General features: G+C 64.0%; 13 protein-coding genes. 2 read left to right on the plus strand and 11 right to left on the minus strand.

The window, feature by feature from the left end:
- Nucleotide 1: 1 nt before the first annotated feature.
- Nucleotides 2-3,457: a tetratricopeptide repeat protein gene (locus ACQP2F_RS32340; RefSeq protein WP_433294140.1), complete on the minus strand. Its 3,456-nt coding sequence runs from the start codon at nucleotides 3,455-3,457 to the stop codon at nucleotides 2-4.
- Nucleotides 3,458-3,605: 148 nt separating this feature from the next.
- On the opposite strand from ACQP2F_RS32340, the gene ACQP2F_RS32345 reads away from it, so the two are divergent.
- Both ACQP2F_RS32345 and ACQP2F_RS32350 read left to right on the plus strand, forming a co-directional pair.
- Nucleotides 3,606-3,839, plus strand: a complete 234-nt coding sequence (locus ACQP2F_RS32345; RefSeq protein WP_433294143.1) for a hypothetical protein — start codon at nucleotides 3,606-3,608, stop codon at nucleotides 3,837-3,839.
- Nucleotides 3,840-4,325: 486 nt separating this feature from the next.
- Nucleotides 4,326-4,583 (plus strand): hypothetical protein, encoded by a 258-nt coding sequence (locus ACQP2F_RS32350; RefSeq protein ID WP_433294145.1) that lies wholly within the window; start codon nucleotides 4,326-4,328, stop codon nucleotides 4,581-4,583.
- A 611-nt stretch (nucleotides 4,584-5,194) separates the two neighbouring features.
- Here the strand turns inward: ACQP2F_RS32350 and ACQP2F_RS32355 are convergent.
- The 10 genes from ACQP2F_RS32355 to ACQP2F_RS32400 form a co-directional block, all read right to left on the minus strand.
- A complete protein-coding gene (locus tag ACQP2F_RS32355; protein WP_433294147.1) occupies nucleotides 5,195-5,611 on the minus strand; it encodes a hypothetical protein in 417 nt (138 codons plus the stop codon).
- Nucleotides 5,612-5,644: 33 nt separating this feature from the next.
- Nucleotides 5,645-5,935, minus strand: coding sequence for a hypothetical protein (locus ACQP2F_RS32360; RefSeq protein ID WP_433294149.1), 291 nt, complete (start codon nucleotides 5,933-5,935; stop codon nucleotides 5,645-5,647).
- Complete coding sequence (locus ACQP2F_RS32365) at nucleotides 5,932-6,783, minus strand: hypothetical protein (protein WP_433294152.1); 852 nt, start codon at nucleotides 6,781-6,783, stop codon at nucleotides 5,932-5,934. Before ACQP2F_RS32365 ends, ACQP2F_RS32360 begins: the two co-directional genes overlap by 4 nt.
- Before the next feature lie 170 nt (nucleotides 6,784-6,953).
- Nucleotides 6,954-7,190 (minus strand): hypothetical protein, encoded by a 237-nt coding sequence (locus ACQP2F_RS32370; RefSeq protein ID WP_433294154.1) that lies wholly within the window; start codon nucleotides 7,188-7,190, stop codon nucleotides 6,954-6,956.
- Nucleotides 7,191-7,444: 254 nt separating this feature from the next.
- The gene (locus ACQP2F_RS32375) at nucleotides 7,445-9,697 is read right to left on the minus strand and encodes a GmrSD restriction endonuclease domain-containing protein (protein WP_433294156.1); all 2,253 of its coding nucleotides are present in this window, start codon (nucleotides 9,695-9,697) and stop codon (nucleotides 7,445-7,447) included.
- Nucleotides 9,625-10,296, minus strand: a complete 672-nt coding sequence (locus ACQP2F_RS32380) for a hypothetical protein (protein WP_433294158.1) — start codon at nucleotides 10,294-10,296, stop codon at nucleotides 9,625-9,627. Before ACQP2F_RS32380 ends, ACQP2F_RS32375 begins: the two co-directional genes overlap by 73 nt.
- Before the next feature lie 289 nt (nucleotides 10,297-10,585).
- Complete coding sequence (locus ACQP2F_RS32385; protein WP_433294160.1) at nucleotides 10,586-10,960, minus strand: hypothetical protein; 375 nt, start codon at nucleotides 10,958-10,960, stop codon at nucleotides 10,586-10,588.
- Between the two features lie 261 nt (nucleotides 10,961-11,221).
- Nucleotides 11,222-12,085 carry an ImmA/IrrE family metallo-endopeptidase gene (locus tag ACQP2F_RS32390; protein WP_433294162.1) on the minus strand — a complete coding sequence of 288 codons (864 nt, stop codon included), beginning with the start codon at nucleotides 12,083-12,085 and terminating at the stop codon, nucleotides 11,222-11,224.
- Nucleotides 12,086-12,102: 17 nt separating this feature from the next.
- Complete coding sequence (locus tag ACQP2F_RS32395; RefSeq protein ID WP_433294164.1) at nucleotides 12,103-12,441, minus strand: helix-turn-helix domain-containing protein; 339 nt, start codon at nucleotides 12,439-12,441, stop codon at nucleotides 12,103-12,105.
- Between the two features lie 561 nt (nucleotides 12,442-13,002).
- Nucleotides 13,003-13,755, minus strand: a complete 753-nt coding sequence (locus tag ACQP2F_RS32400; protein ID WP_433294165.1) for an MFS transporter — start codon at nucleotides 13,753-13,755, stop codon at nucleotides 13,003-13,005.
- Nucleotides 13,756-13,787 lie beyond the last annotated feature (32 nt).

A 13,787-nucleotide genomic window follows, 5' to 3' on the forward strand; every position in this document is an offset into this window, starting at 1 on the left:
GTCAGGAACCGTGCTGCAGAGAGTCTATTACCTGCTGCACCGCGTCGGCCTCGTCGCCGCGGCCGGAGCGGCGGTAGATCCACTCCAGATGGTGGAGCGCGGCGATCACCCATCGCCCATACACCACTGGCGAAGAGTTCGCCAGATTGATCCACAATTCGAGGGCTTCCTCCGCGTCCGCCGAAGATGAAATGGTGGAGTTATCGCTTCGCGACAGCGAAAACAGAGCCAGGGCGAGCTCATGAGAATATAAGTTCGAACCCCCCGACCGTAGCGAACGCAGAATTCGGACCGCGCGTCGCAGCGGCGGCGCCGCCTCGGCGGAGTTCCCGAGATCCAGAAACACGTTGCCGAGATTCACCAGCCCACGAACAAGGTCGATCCGATGAACGTCGGGATGCGCGTCGGCCAGTTGTTCGCGAATCTCCACGGACCTTCTGATGACCGGTAGAGCCTCATCGAGGCGGTCATCCTTGCCTACCGCCGACGCGTACAGATCCAAGGAGTTGGCGAGGCTGGACGACCAACTGTCCGGGTCCTCGCCATGAAGGACCTCGTAGATGTGGGCGGACTCGCGGAGTGGCCCAATCGCGGATGACGGTTGCCCGGAGAGGAGGTGGTGGCCGCCGAGCGCGGCGAGACCCTTCGCCAGATCACCCCGCCGGTCCATCGAGCGGTCGGCAGCCAGACGCCTCAGCGCCGCCACGGCTTCGGTGGAGAGCGCGATCGCTTCCTCGTGCATGCCCATCTCGCCGTAAAGATTGGCCAGATTCACCCTAGCGGCAGCCAAACTGAACACCTGGAGGTCGGCGATCTCCGCTGGCAGTTGCTCCAGCGACTCGACCGACTGCTGTGAGACCTCGAGCGCTTCGTCGAACCGGCCGGCGTCCTTGAGGATCGTGCCGAGATTGCTGAGGGCGACGCTGAGATCCCTGAGCTTGAACGGATTCTCCTCGGAAATGGTCTGATAGAGCCCGATCGCCTCCGTCAAACTGTCGGCGGCGTTCTCGATATCGCCGAATTCGCGCAGGAGGTTTGCTAGCGCTCGGAGGGAATCGGCAAGATCCTCACGATTGCTGTTGGGATTCGCTTCATACAACTCTCGTCTGATCTCGACTACGCTTCGCGAAACCTCCAAGGCATCTTCATAGAGGCCGAGACGGCTCAGCAACTCCGGAATGTTCGCCATTGTCGCCCCGAGACTGGGCAGGTACTTTTCAGAGTTCTGCTCGGCAAGCCCGGCCCGCAAGGCCGCGGCGCGCCGGGTCGCGTCCAGCGCCGCCCGGATCTCGCCCTTTCGGGCCAGGGTGACTCCGAGGTTGGTCAGGGCACTACCGAGCCCCTCCCGGACCTCCACCTCCTCGCGCTCGGTGAGATCGCTCCTTTGCTGGGATATCGCGAGGATCGCATTGACCGCATCCTCCATGGTGACCAGCGACTCATCGTTGAGGCCGCATTCCGACTGCGCCAGCCCCAGGTTCACCATGGCGGTAGCCAGATCGAGCCGCGTCGAAACTGCGTTGTCAGCTAGTCCTCGTTGAACGTGTACCGCCTCTTCGGCCGCCGACAACGCCCGGCGCGAATCACCCAGAGTCAGGTAGCAGTTGCACAGGTTGGTGAGCACGACGCTGTAATTCCGCACGTCCTCGGCGTCACCGCTCTCGCTGAGCCGGCGATACAGCGGGAGTATGGACCGGTACACCTCCACCGACTCGGCCGTCCGGCCGGCGTCCGAAAGACGGCTGGCGTGCGTGGCGGTCCGGTATGCGCTGTCTCTGACGGTGGCCGGATCGTCTTCGCCACGGACCTCGTCCGGAGTGGGCACGGACCCAAGTAGCCGTTTTGATACCTCGACGGCGATGTCCGCCCGGCTGCTGCTGAAGCCGACGGCGCCCAGCACCGCGTCGATGTACTCGAGCTCTTCCCCGTCGACGTCCTCGATCGCCAGGCGGACTGCATCTCTGGTCGGGAAGGGGTCGAAGGCGATGGCGGCGCGTACGTAGTACTGAGGAAATTGTTCGATCAGCCGCAGTCTCAGCTGTTCGAGGCGGCGCAGACCGTGCGGGTAGTTCTTTGCGGCGCGGGGAGTCGATATGGCCCTGGTAAGCACGACGAAGATCCGCCCCGCCGTAAAGCCTCCGCTGGCGGCGTTGGTTGGCTCCAGCAGCTGCACGAAAGGCTCGATCGCGCTGCTGTCGTTCGGCGCGCGGTCCAGGGCTCGCAGCAAGTGCGTGTCCGGGAGCCGGTCGGGTGTCGGCGCCCTCCAGTAGAGGTCGCCGGCGGGGTCCGGGTAGATTGCGCTGAGGAGGGTGCAAATTTTTTGAATCGTGGCGAAGGGAAGCTGCCGGAAGGCCGGATTCCGGACGAGGATAGCCGCGGCCTCCTCGATATCGTTGGGCGGGTAGAGGAAAGCCGACGACATCGCGCTGTCCAGCTGAGCCTCCTCGCACTCCACATGTTCGGCGATCGCCAGCTTCTTGAGCATGCGCTTCTCGTGCAGCAACACCCCGGCTAGTGCATCGGAGAATTCACCAGGCTCCGCCCCGCGGGTCATGGAGAGAGCGACCAGCAAGGCTTGCGCGTAGAAGTCCAGCGTTGTCGCCTCGCTCGCTTGGCGGGGCGGAGGAGCGTCTTCCACGCTCGACGGTGCTGGTCCTTCCATTGCCGTCGCCTTGCGGTAGAACTGTCGCACCGCATCGAACCAGACCTTGTTCATCCGATCGGCGTCGAGGGCGGCCGTCAAAGACTTCAGCCGCGTCGGTTCGGGATCTACCCACCGATGGTACGGGTGATCACGTGCCACAGTCGCCCACCAATCGCCTTCGGTACGGGCGAGCAGGAGCAGTTTGACCCGCCCGACGAGGAGTCCGTCGTTCGAGGCGACGATCGCTGTCAGAAGCTTCGCGACGGCGTCGGCCTGCTCCTCGGCATAGTCCACGACCAGCAATGCATTGTGAGACTCGTGCGTCGAGAGGAACAGCAAGGCGGCGTTGATCTCGGCCCAACGCTTGAGCCAATGGTGAAGCGCGTCGATGCGGCCCAGGCTGTTTTCCCGTGCCTGAAGCGTCGCGGGCGGAAGATCAAGTTGACCGGAGATCCACTCCGATTCGGCGAGCACCTCCGACACGGAACGCGCCAACGTAGTCTTGCCCTGCCCTCCCTCGCCCGTGACTAGCCTGACAAAGGGGGCCAGCGGCGCGTGCGCCCACGACGTGAGCTCGGCGACCTCCGGTCGAGGCTGGACACTGACGATTCCAGCATCCGGGGCGAGCCAATGGAACAGGGAAGGGCCTCGCGCCGGTCGTGCCGACATGCCGAAAAGCATCCTCCGGCAGGCTGACAGGTCTTGCGGTGGCGACACTTCTTCCTGCACGCTGCCGAACGACGCGATGACATTGTGGTCTCCGGTCACGATAACGCCGAAATTTTGAGTTGTCGTGACCGACCTGTCTTGCATCCCGCCATTATCACTCCGGCGCCGCGCATCCGGGACAGCCGTCACACGAGGTGCTGACCAAGCGTGACCCGGGGGGCGGGACGATCTCCGTGGCCTCCGCCTACCAAACCGGCCGGGGAGGCGGCGACTGGAGTTGGCGCCACTTGGCGTGGTCGAGCTGGCGCGCTCGCACGTCTCCGGGCCGTTTTACGACCGGCGAGTCGATCGCCTCATGCGCGCGGCGAGCCGTGTTCATGAGCTCGGCAACGCAATAATGATCAACAGGCATGCCGGGGATGTCGTGAACGACACCGTCAGTGACAAGGACGGCTCGGTGGCGGTGCCCGCAATGCCCGTGTCGTCGTGCTTGGCCGGCCCGCTACCCGACGTCGCCGCTGGCTAGAGAGGACCCTAGTTGGCCGGGTCCGAACGACGCTTCCTCTTGCGGCGGCCAGCGCCGGGCCGACAGCTGCGATGATCGGACCGGATCGAGGGCGTGGCCGTTGGATGGTGACCCGGACTATGCGATGGGTGTATCGATCCTCAACGAAGGCTCGAATCGTAGCGGCGATCCGCCCAGTCGCATCCCGGATCACGGGGGAGACGGCCGAGTTGATTGGCCGACGTGGTCATCTATGTGGCGTCGGAACATCAGCAGCGGACCATCGCCAAGCGTTGCCGGGTGAATCAGAGAATCGTCGTCATCGCTGATCCCCGTGACCCGCGTCAAGTAATCCGGCTCCCCGCGAGGTGCGGCCTGGCTGCGCCGGGACAGATTGCTAACTCGTCGAATGAACGTCGAGGTGATGCCTGACGACCACTTTTGGACCGGCCGACAAGGAGGAGCGTCACACGCAGAGGGGACAGGCAACTCATGCAACCGCGGTAAGTGCTCGACCACCTGCGCCAGCTCACCGCCGACGCCGGGCTGCCCGTGACCCGGGTGCACGACCCGCAGCACACCGCCCCGACCATCATGATTGATCAAGGCGTGCCGCTGGCCGTGTGGTATCCGAGGAACTGCGGCACAGGAAACGTGGCCAAGAAGGCCGAAGAACGGAGAAGGCCGGTCCGCGTCTCCGCGATACCGGCCCTGACCTGCGGTTTTCTGGTCGGGCTGACAGGATTTGAACCTGCGACCCCTTGACCCCCAGTCCGATAACGATTTGATTAAGCCCTTCTAAGTGGTGTCGTTTTATACGCAGAACCGGACAGAACGCCATGGTGACGCCGTCCGATTTCAACCAATCCTAGAGACTTCGACCAACGCCGTGACCAGGTCCGTGACCACGGTCGATCAAATGGGATCGCCACCATTCAGTACGGACCATTGGCCTGATGCTTTCGCGCCTTCGTGAACGAGGTCGCATGACTTTCTGACGCCTGAACGATTCAAAACCGCGCGGGGCCGGCGCTCTAGGTGCGCACTTGACAGCATATGAGAGGCCCACCCTCGCTCCGCACCGGAAGCTCTCATAGCGGCTCCAGGGCCTCAACTTTTTACAGAATAGCAGCCGATGAGGTCGGTTCGCACCAAGTCGCATCGAACCCTGGCGGGGTGAGGATCATCAGGTGCTGGGGAGCGCGAAACATCGCCACGTGGATGATTCACTTGGCTTCGCAGGTAGACATGAGATGCTTGAAAGGCTTCCGCCACGCGACTTCGCCTTTGGGGCAACCGCACGACCTTGCGGTGCTTTGCTAACGAGAAGCACTGCGTCGTCCGTCTCACTTTAGAGGAATGCGCCGTGGCGAAAGCTATGCGCGCATCTTTTTGATTTTTTTTGTTGCTTCCAGTCCGAACCTCTCGAAAGCCGAAATCGACAATAGCTGCCGACCCTCTTTCACCTTCTTTTCGTTGCGAATCCCGGCGCAGTCAGTTTTGTATTCGGTAAGGCGGCTGGCCGCTAGCGGCTGCGGCTTGCAAGTCGACGTCGCTGAATCCGGCGCAGTCTGCGATTCGCGCGTAAGGCACAGCGCGTATTTGTCGTTTGATCCTGTCAAGATTACAAAAGCGCGAGTCGGCATTCCGCGTTTGCGTCTCGCCGGTCCCCACTCGTAGCGCAATGCGTGACGCATCTCGGTCGTCGACGTGTAGCTGTCAAGTTTCCGGAGGAGGTTTTCGTACGCTTCGATTACGGCGAAGTGGTTGAAAAGAGAGGGGTGGTAAATCACCCTGAAGAAGTTGCGGGTGAGCGGCGGGCGGCGCTAGCTGGCCACCCGGCGCAGGTCGGAAAGCTCGCCAAGGACACGGCCGCTCCATAGCGGCCACGTTCGATCCAGCGATGGCAACGCCTGCCCGGGGATCAGACGAATCGAAACCTCACCTGAGGAACCAGGTTCGATGCTCTTAGCACCGAGCAGGTCCAGGACGCAGCCATACACTAGCGTGTCGACGGCCGGGTCGCCGATGACGAACGACCGCGACGGATTCGGCATCGCTCCGCCAGTCATCGCTGCGGCGAAGAACTCCGCGTGCGCGTGCAACACTTCGCTCACAGGATCGCTACCTCACCCAAGCCCAAGACCGCCTCTTCCAGTAGGAAGTATGCGTCCCCCTCACCGGCCACCGTGATGCTGTCGGCCCCACTGGCCAGAAGCCCTTCGTCGACCTGCGAACTCGTGACGACATAGTCGCCGTAGCCGGCCTGCTCATACTTCTGCGCGAGGCTCTGCGCCTGCTCCCGCGTCGGATAGAAGTATTTCCCGATCTGGCCAGGCCCCAACGCGTACCGGCCGCCGTTACCAGCAATCGCATCGAACTCCTGTGCATCGACCGCCCGATACAACGTGACCAGCGCGCCGTCGGCCGCTGTCGGTAAACCTGGCCCGGGGAGCTGGCCGGCGAGCATGAACTGGTTGTCTGACGCCGAGCCCTGGCCGTTCTGCGTCGTGGTGACCGAGGTGAACCCGTCCGGCAGACTGAGCTGCTCGAAGATCTTCTGATGGACGCAGTCCGCCGGAATCTGCACCGTGCCCCGTACTCGGCGCAGGACTGTCGCGCCCTTGATCAGGCCGGGATCCCCCGGCACCGTCACTGCGACGGCCGGCGTGCTGACCTCCCGCTGCGCCGACGCTGCGGTCCAGCACCACAGGGCCATAGTGACATCGACGGTCTGCTCGCTGCCGGTCTCGTTGACAAGCCCAGCTTCTACACCAATCGTCTGGCCCGCAACGGCGATGTGCCGAGCAGGAGGGCTGTCCCGTTGTGCCGAGTCTGCGTCGACCGATGCACCGGCCGACATGATCGACGAGTAGAACGGGATCGCGTTGACCCCTTGGGACGGCGCCGCAACCGCTGGTCCCGCGCCAGAGAAAGCTTGGCCCAGTGTTACGGCGATCGCCATCAGAACGGCTATGGCCCTGCCTCTAAGAGCCGACCGAGTTCCACGCACCGCTACCCCCGCATCGATAGATCCGCATCTATGCGGTTGGCAGCTTAACAGGCATCGCGTACACACGCGATCACTGAATGTATGGAGGCGGGCGTGGAAGTGGTGATGCTGCGACGTTTCATTCACCGCGTAGGCCCGCGCCTCGGGGCGAAGCGGTGGCCGGCCGGGCCGAGGTCGATCTGCACGGGTAAGCCGTCGGCGAGGGCCGGTTCGGTGATGCGCGGGAAGCCGTCGACCAAGGTGCGTAGCTGGCCGTCTTCGTGGACGTCCAGGAGTCGCAGGAAGAAGTCGGCGCCAGCGTCCGAGCAAAGGGTCGTGGTGGCGCGGACGCGGCCGGCTAGGTACATCGGCTCGGACATGGCTCGCTGGTGAAGGTACGGACGGCGGGCCGTCGCTCGAGGGGACGGCTGTCCCAGAGGCCGCCGACGGCCTCGACGCCGAGGGTGGCCATCGCGACGGAGGGGGTGGGGTCTGCCGGGTCGTAGGTCGATTTGATCCGGGAGGCGTATTTGGCGGATCCGCAAGGACCAGGGCCAGCTATCTGCGTACGGTGGTGGCTCATTGGAACAGGATGGTCCCGGTTGCCCGTATCGGGGATTATTTTTTCTTTGTGTCAGCGGCGGTGTTCATATCTCGTTCGCACCTCGGCGAGGGTTTCCTTTCCCTCGCCGATGCGCCAGAAGGTCCAGCCGTTCGCAGATTTTCCGTCCAGTACCGCTTCAGCTGCGGCGGTAGGGGAAGGGAAAGGTTCGTCGCTCGCGGTACGGATTCTGCCGTCACCTAGTAGCGTCGCGCGGAACATTTTTCGGTTGCGCGTGCCGATCAGGCCAGTGTCGGGCGCGAGCATTCCTTCTCGGATAAGTTCGACGAGGGTGACCAGTGACCTTTTCCGTTGCCTGGGTCTTGGTGTGGCGACCGGTTGTGTCGGAAGGATCAGGCCGAGCCGGTCCGCCGCCCAGATTTTCTCGGCCATGGCTTTGAACAACTGGCTGCGGGATTGCACGAACGCGGGGATTGGTATCGTTTCATCGTAGGCTTGGAAATCGAGTTTCTCGTCCTCGCGGAACCGGCGGAACCGTACCTCACCTCGCCCGTAGCTGTCGGGGTGCAGCGAGCCGGCCAGCATGTAGTGGCTGCGGTATGCGCCGAGTTTGTCGGCCAGTCTTAGGGCGCCCAGGCTCGCGTTGTCTGAGCCTTCCAGCAGAACCAGGGCGCCCAGGCGGCTGCGCTGGCGGGAGTAGGCGTCGCTGTCTGGGATTACGTTGCGGTATTCGGCGTGCCTGCTCGTGAAGAGGTGTTCGACCTCGTGGCCGCGGCCGTCGATATGGTTGAGCATATGCACGGCGCGGTCGCCGCGGCCTGTGCGTGATTCCATCCAGGCGGTCAGCCGGGCGAGAAAGTAGACGACGAAAGGCCGGTTGCCGCGCTCGCGGTAGCGCAGGGTCAGCACGCCGCTGAAATTCGGGTACCAGTTGGCTGCGGTCTTTCCCAGGGCGATGGCGAGGTCGTGCACCGTCCGGGATTCACGTACCGCCGGCCGCAGTTCGTTGACCAGTTCGTCGATTTCGGCCTGTCCGTAGTTTTCAGCGACTAGGCCGCGGGTGACGACGAACAGGTCGAGGAAGTTGGCGACGAGGGTGGCCTTGCGGTGCATGTCGTCCTCGTTGTCGCTGGAGCGTATGGCGGCCATGGTGAGGTCGAACTGCCGGATGATGCCGTTGGAGGTGTTAAACCAGGTGCCGAGATGGCCTTCGACCGGTGCGGCGGCCCAGCGCAGCAGATCGGCGTAGAACGGGTAGAGCGGCTGGAGTTCCTGGGTGAAGAGTTTGGCGTGGTCGCCTGTCTTGTAGCGTGGCCAGATCGCTTCTTCGTGCCGCACCAGCCATTCGTGCGGTGCCTCGTCGAGGGTGATGCCGTCACCGTCGTCGGGGTGCAGGTGGAAGTAGTGTGCCCTCAGCACGCTACGCACGAAGTCGAGCGTCGCGTCCTTCGCCACCGCGTCGAGCGCGGCTTGCATGGACTGCCAGCCGGCGTCGTGCACGCGTGGATCGGGTCGCGCATCGCTGAGTAGGTATTGTTTCAGCAGGTCGAGTGGGGTGAGCCGGACGCCGCGGTCGTTCATCGCCACGAACATTTCGAGTGCGCGGTCGGGGTCGCCGGCGTCGAGTTCGACAAGCGATACTCGTTCGAGTAGCCAGGTGACGAAGTTTGGTAGCGCCTCGCCTGGCAAGTTTTGCAGGCAGAACTGAGTGACGTCTTGGTAGGCCTGGAATACCCGGACGACGTCTGGCTCGCCGTACGCGCCGAAAGCCTGCCCGTTGAGCAGGTCGTTGAAGCAGTCGCGGTAGCCGATGTCGGTGATGGTGAACTGTCGCCGGACGGGGTCGATGCCGAGGATCAGCGTCAGCAGGCGAGCGCTCTGATCCCTGGTGTCCTCACGCGATGACGTCAGATGGTAGAGCCGAATTAGCAGAAGGAGAAGGGTGACCACCCGCTGCTGGCCGTCGGCGAGGTATTTCTCCTCGGCGCGGCGATAGGTGATGACCGAGCCGAGAAAGTAGGGCTCGTAGGTCATCGCGTCGGCGACCTGGTGGTTCGGCCGCCACTCTCGTTCGAATTTTTTGATTAGGTCGAGCATCAGTTTTTCGACTTGGAGTTTTTCCCAGGCGTAGCGGCGCTGGAAATAGCCGAGGCTGTAGGCGTTTCCCTCGAAGAGTATGCGCACCGTTGCGGATCGGGCGCGCACAATCTCCTTCGGATCTGGCGATCCGGCCATGACGACCCCCAGCGTACTCAGGAAACCGGTTCGGCCAGCGCCTTGAGAACGATGATGGGTTTGCCTGTTCCGGTCCAGATGAATCCGCAACGCCTGATTCTGACGCGTTCTCCGGCGCGGGCGTTCCCTTCGTGCCGTTCGGCCGCGAAATCTACGGCGGCACCAACGGGACCGATTACGTCCAGCCGATTGTCTTGGGCCTCACGCATCAGCCATGCCACGATCTCGGGGGCCTTCTGGTCCTCGGCAGCGAGCTGGTCGGCGCCTGCAACCACGTCGGCCAGCAGCGTGACCTTCTCCCGTGTGCTCTGCTCGGTCCAGTCAGGCCTGGCTCTGGGCCCCGAGTTCTCGGCGGCGGCCAGCACATTCTTGATCGCCTTGACATATGGTTGCACGATCCAGCTGCGGCTGGACTTCAGGGCCAGGTCGGTCAGCTCGGTCAGCGCTCTTCCTGAGGTGACCGTGACGGGTGACCATTCGTAATGGGTCTTGTCCGGCCGGCCGATCTGCGGATGCTCGGCGAGCCTTTTCTGCGCAGACTTCCATCGGCGGTTAACCGTGATGGGATCGGCACCTGCCTCGACGATCACCTCACGGATATCACGAAGCTGAACTGGGCGCCCGGCGCGTTCAATGACTTCCGCGAAAACGGATTCCGCGTCTTTGTCGAATCGATCGAGCAGGCCCACGCCGTCCACCTTCACCGTCGACAGTGAAATTACTTTCAGTAGTAGTGCCGTCCACCTACGGTTACATCATAAGCATCGATCGATGATCGCCGAGGTGTCGTCACCGCGACAATGTCGTCACCTTCCGATCAAGGGGACGGATCAGGTATGGCGGGTCGGCGTCTGGTGCGTTGGCCACCAAGTTCGCCGGGTCCGAGCGGTCCGGGAGCCTTGATTGGAATTGCCCCGATCTGCTGGCGTTCGCCGAAGACCCGGGTTCGTTCCCCCGGCTTTGCACAGCCGGGGCCCTTCAAGGGTTTGGCCGGCGGCTGCTCGGTGTCCAGAGCGAGGTCGAGAGCAGTCTGGTCGTTTCGATCGGGGGCAATGCGTCGTCGAGACCGCGGAGCCGCTGGTACAGGGCGCGCATCTCGGCCTTTCCCGGCAGGTGCTTTCCACCGGCGGCTTTCTCCAGGACGGTCAGGGTGTTGATCAGCTGGATCGAGCCGATCGTGGTGTCGGTACGTCGCAGCCGGTCGAGTCTGCGGGTTTCGGTTGTTGCGAGCCGGGATCCGGCGCCGTCGTCGATCAGGACGACGACGTGGGCACCTGTTTCCGCGGCCACGACGGCGTGGGCGATCACCATGGTTTCGCCGAGGTCTTTGGAGGTTTTGACGCGTTGGGCCATGGGTTGCTGCGCCGATGCGGTCGACGGTCTTGACCAGTGGCGGGGTGGGGTCATCGGCGAGGATCTGGATCCAGGTCGGGGTCAGCTTCTTCCAGACCGTGGCGGCGGCTTTGAAGCGGGGGTCCTGCGCGGATTTGCGAAGCACTTCGTCTTGCACCGTCTCGGGGACGCTGATTTTCCCGAGGACGCCGATAAGCAGCCGCTCCTGGTTGGTCGACAGGAAGTTCAGGCTCGGGCCTGCATCGATGATCGGCCGGTGGGTCATGACGTGTATGGCCCCCATGAGCTTTCATGGTCATCGCCAGGCCCACCGAGGTCAGCGTCCAGAGCGTCGAGATCGACGTCGGCGTCAGGCAGGTCGGCTACAGGCGTCCAGGCGACGGCATCCTCAGCTGGGACGATGCCGGCCTCGGACAGTTCTTGTTCCAGGGTGGTGACGGGGACGCCGCGGAGGGTGGCGATGGCTTGCGGGGCGAGTAGTCCCTCGGTGTAGGCGTGGATGGCGCGGGTCAGTAGCCGCTGCGGGGCTCGGCGCTGGTCCGCGTCGGCTTGTAGCGCGTGGTATTGGTCGCTCCATCCGTATCGGACGGCGAGTTGCGGGGTTGTCGTGCTCATCCACGACTGTTTGGTAGCGGCGTCGATGTAGCCGGCTTGTTCCATAGCGATCACGGCGATCGCCGGTGACACCAAGAAGTATTGGACGACGGCCGACAGCGTCGCTAGGTCGGCGTCACGGGCGGCGCCGAGGAAGTCGCGTAGCCCGAGCAGCGGCACCAGCAGGTGCCGGGCGAAGGCATCGGCTCGGACTTCGGCGGGGGGCCGTACGGTCGAGCCGGGAGGACTGGTGTCGGTCCAGTCCTCGAACAACGCGTGCGCGAGTTCGTGGGCCAGGGTGCTGCGCTGGCGCATCGGCCGTCGCGTGCGGGCAACGCCGATGAACACGGTGCCACGCGTGGGGTCGCGCATGGTCAGGCCGTGTTCGTCGGGCCCGGCGTCGAGGACGGACACGTCGATGCCGGTTGCTTGTTCGATCAGCGCAACGAGATCGCCCAGAGGCTGGCGGCCCAGGCGATGCTCGTTGCGGAACTGATCGGCGGCGGCTCGGCCTTCGGCTTCAGAGCTCATGAGGGTTACTACCGCCGTCACGTCGTGGCAGGGATGGCCTGCTCGTCTAAGTAGTCGCTGAGTTGTATGTAGTGCAGCAGCGTCTTGCGCATGCTTTCCATGTCGGCGCCGTTGGTGGCGCGGGCCGCATACTGGACCCGGTCGGCGACGGTGCCGCTACCGGTCAGCTGCGCGACGGTGTAGCCGGTCGCCTGGGCGATCGCCATGAGCTCGGGCAGCTTTGCCGCACGATCACCGGAGATGATGCGCGACAGCGTGGATTGGGAGATGCCGGTGGCCTCGGACAAGGATCGCTGGCTCAGGCCGGCTGCCCTCAGAGCTTCGTCGATCAGCGCGCCGATATTGGTTGTGGTCATGACCCCTCCTTCAGGCTGAATCATGATCGGATCATGTGATTCAGTATAGGTGATAGCGCCAGACACTGCCAGCAGCCCAGAGCCGCGGCGACAGATGGCGCGCAGGTCGCCCGTTCGGTACTAGAAACGCCGTCCGGACCGACCTCACAGAGCCGCGACGTCCGCCATGCGCGAGGTCGGAAGCCGGCCAGTCGAGCAACTCGGGCGCCTGCCGCGTAGTCAAGCCTTCGGTTGCCGGTTGGCGCGATCGCGCGTGGGACGCCAGCGGCCTAATCCCGAGTTACACAGAGTCTCCTGCCGGACCAACCCCCGGCGCCCCGGCGTCGTCCTTCCTGGCAAAGCCTGGCAAACCCTCGGGCCCGTCACCAGGGCAAGGCCCAAAAAGCCCCTAATCCATCGTGACGTCCGAGTCGACAGAGCTATCTGTCACTGGCGGACAAAGATAGATATTACAAGAGTCAGAATCGCCTCGGACGGGGATTCCGGATCGCCGCTCGGCGCGCCGTGTGCCCGGTGGCCAGCCCAGGCGCGACCGGCGGTACTGCTTCGGCTGGGGCGTTGTCAGTGGGTGGCGACCGGGGTGGACCGTCCGCCGGCCGGTGCGCTGTCGTGCGGCCGCTGGGGGCGGACGTTCACGCAGATGAGGACGATGATCGCGGCTGCCAGGGCGCAGGCTGAGGCGAGCGCGAAGGCGGTGGCGTAGCCGTGGACGGCGGCTTGTTGTGCGGTGCTGCGGGTGAGCCAGGTTGCGGTGGCACCGGCGGCGACGGTGTTCATCAGCGCGGTGCCGATGGCGCCGCCTACCTGTTGTGAGGTGTTGAGCAGGGCCGAGGCGATCCCGGCGTCTTGCGGCTGGACGCCGGCGGTGGCGACGTTCATCGCGGCGGTGAATGCGGTGCCCATGCCCAGGCCGAGGAGCAGTTGCGCGGGCACGATCAGCGTCGTGTACGAGGAGCTGGTGGACAGCTGGGCGAGTAGAAGCATGGCGGCGGCGGCACTGAGATAGCCGGGTACGAGCAGTGCCCTGGCCGGGAGCCGGGTGACCAGGCGTGCGCCGATCTGAGTGGATCCGATCGCTAGGGCGACGGTCAGCGGCAGGAATGCCAGTCCGCTGGTCAGTGGTGACCAGCCCTTGATCTGCTGGAAGTAGTAGGCCAGGAACAGGAACTGGCCGAAAATCGCGATCATGAGCAGGGCGACGCCGAGGTAGATCCCGGCGCGGTTGCGGTCGGTGACGATCCGTAGCGGCAGCAACGGTGCTGGCACCCGGGACTGCACGAGCACGAACACAGCCAGCGGGATGGCTGCGGCCACGAACGCGCCGATGGTGACGGGTGAGGCCCAGC

The organism is Actinoplanes sp. CA-030573 (genome assembly GCF_050951115.1).
GTDB lineage: Bacteria > Actinomycetota > Actinomycetes > Mycobacteriales > Micromonosporaceae > Actinoplanes.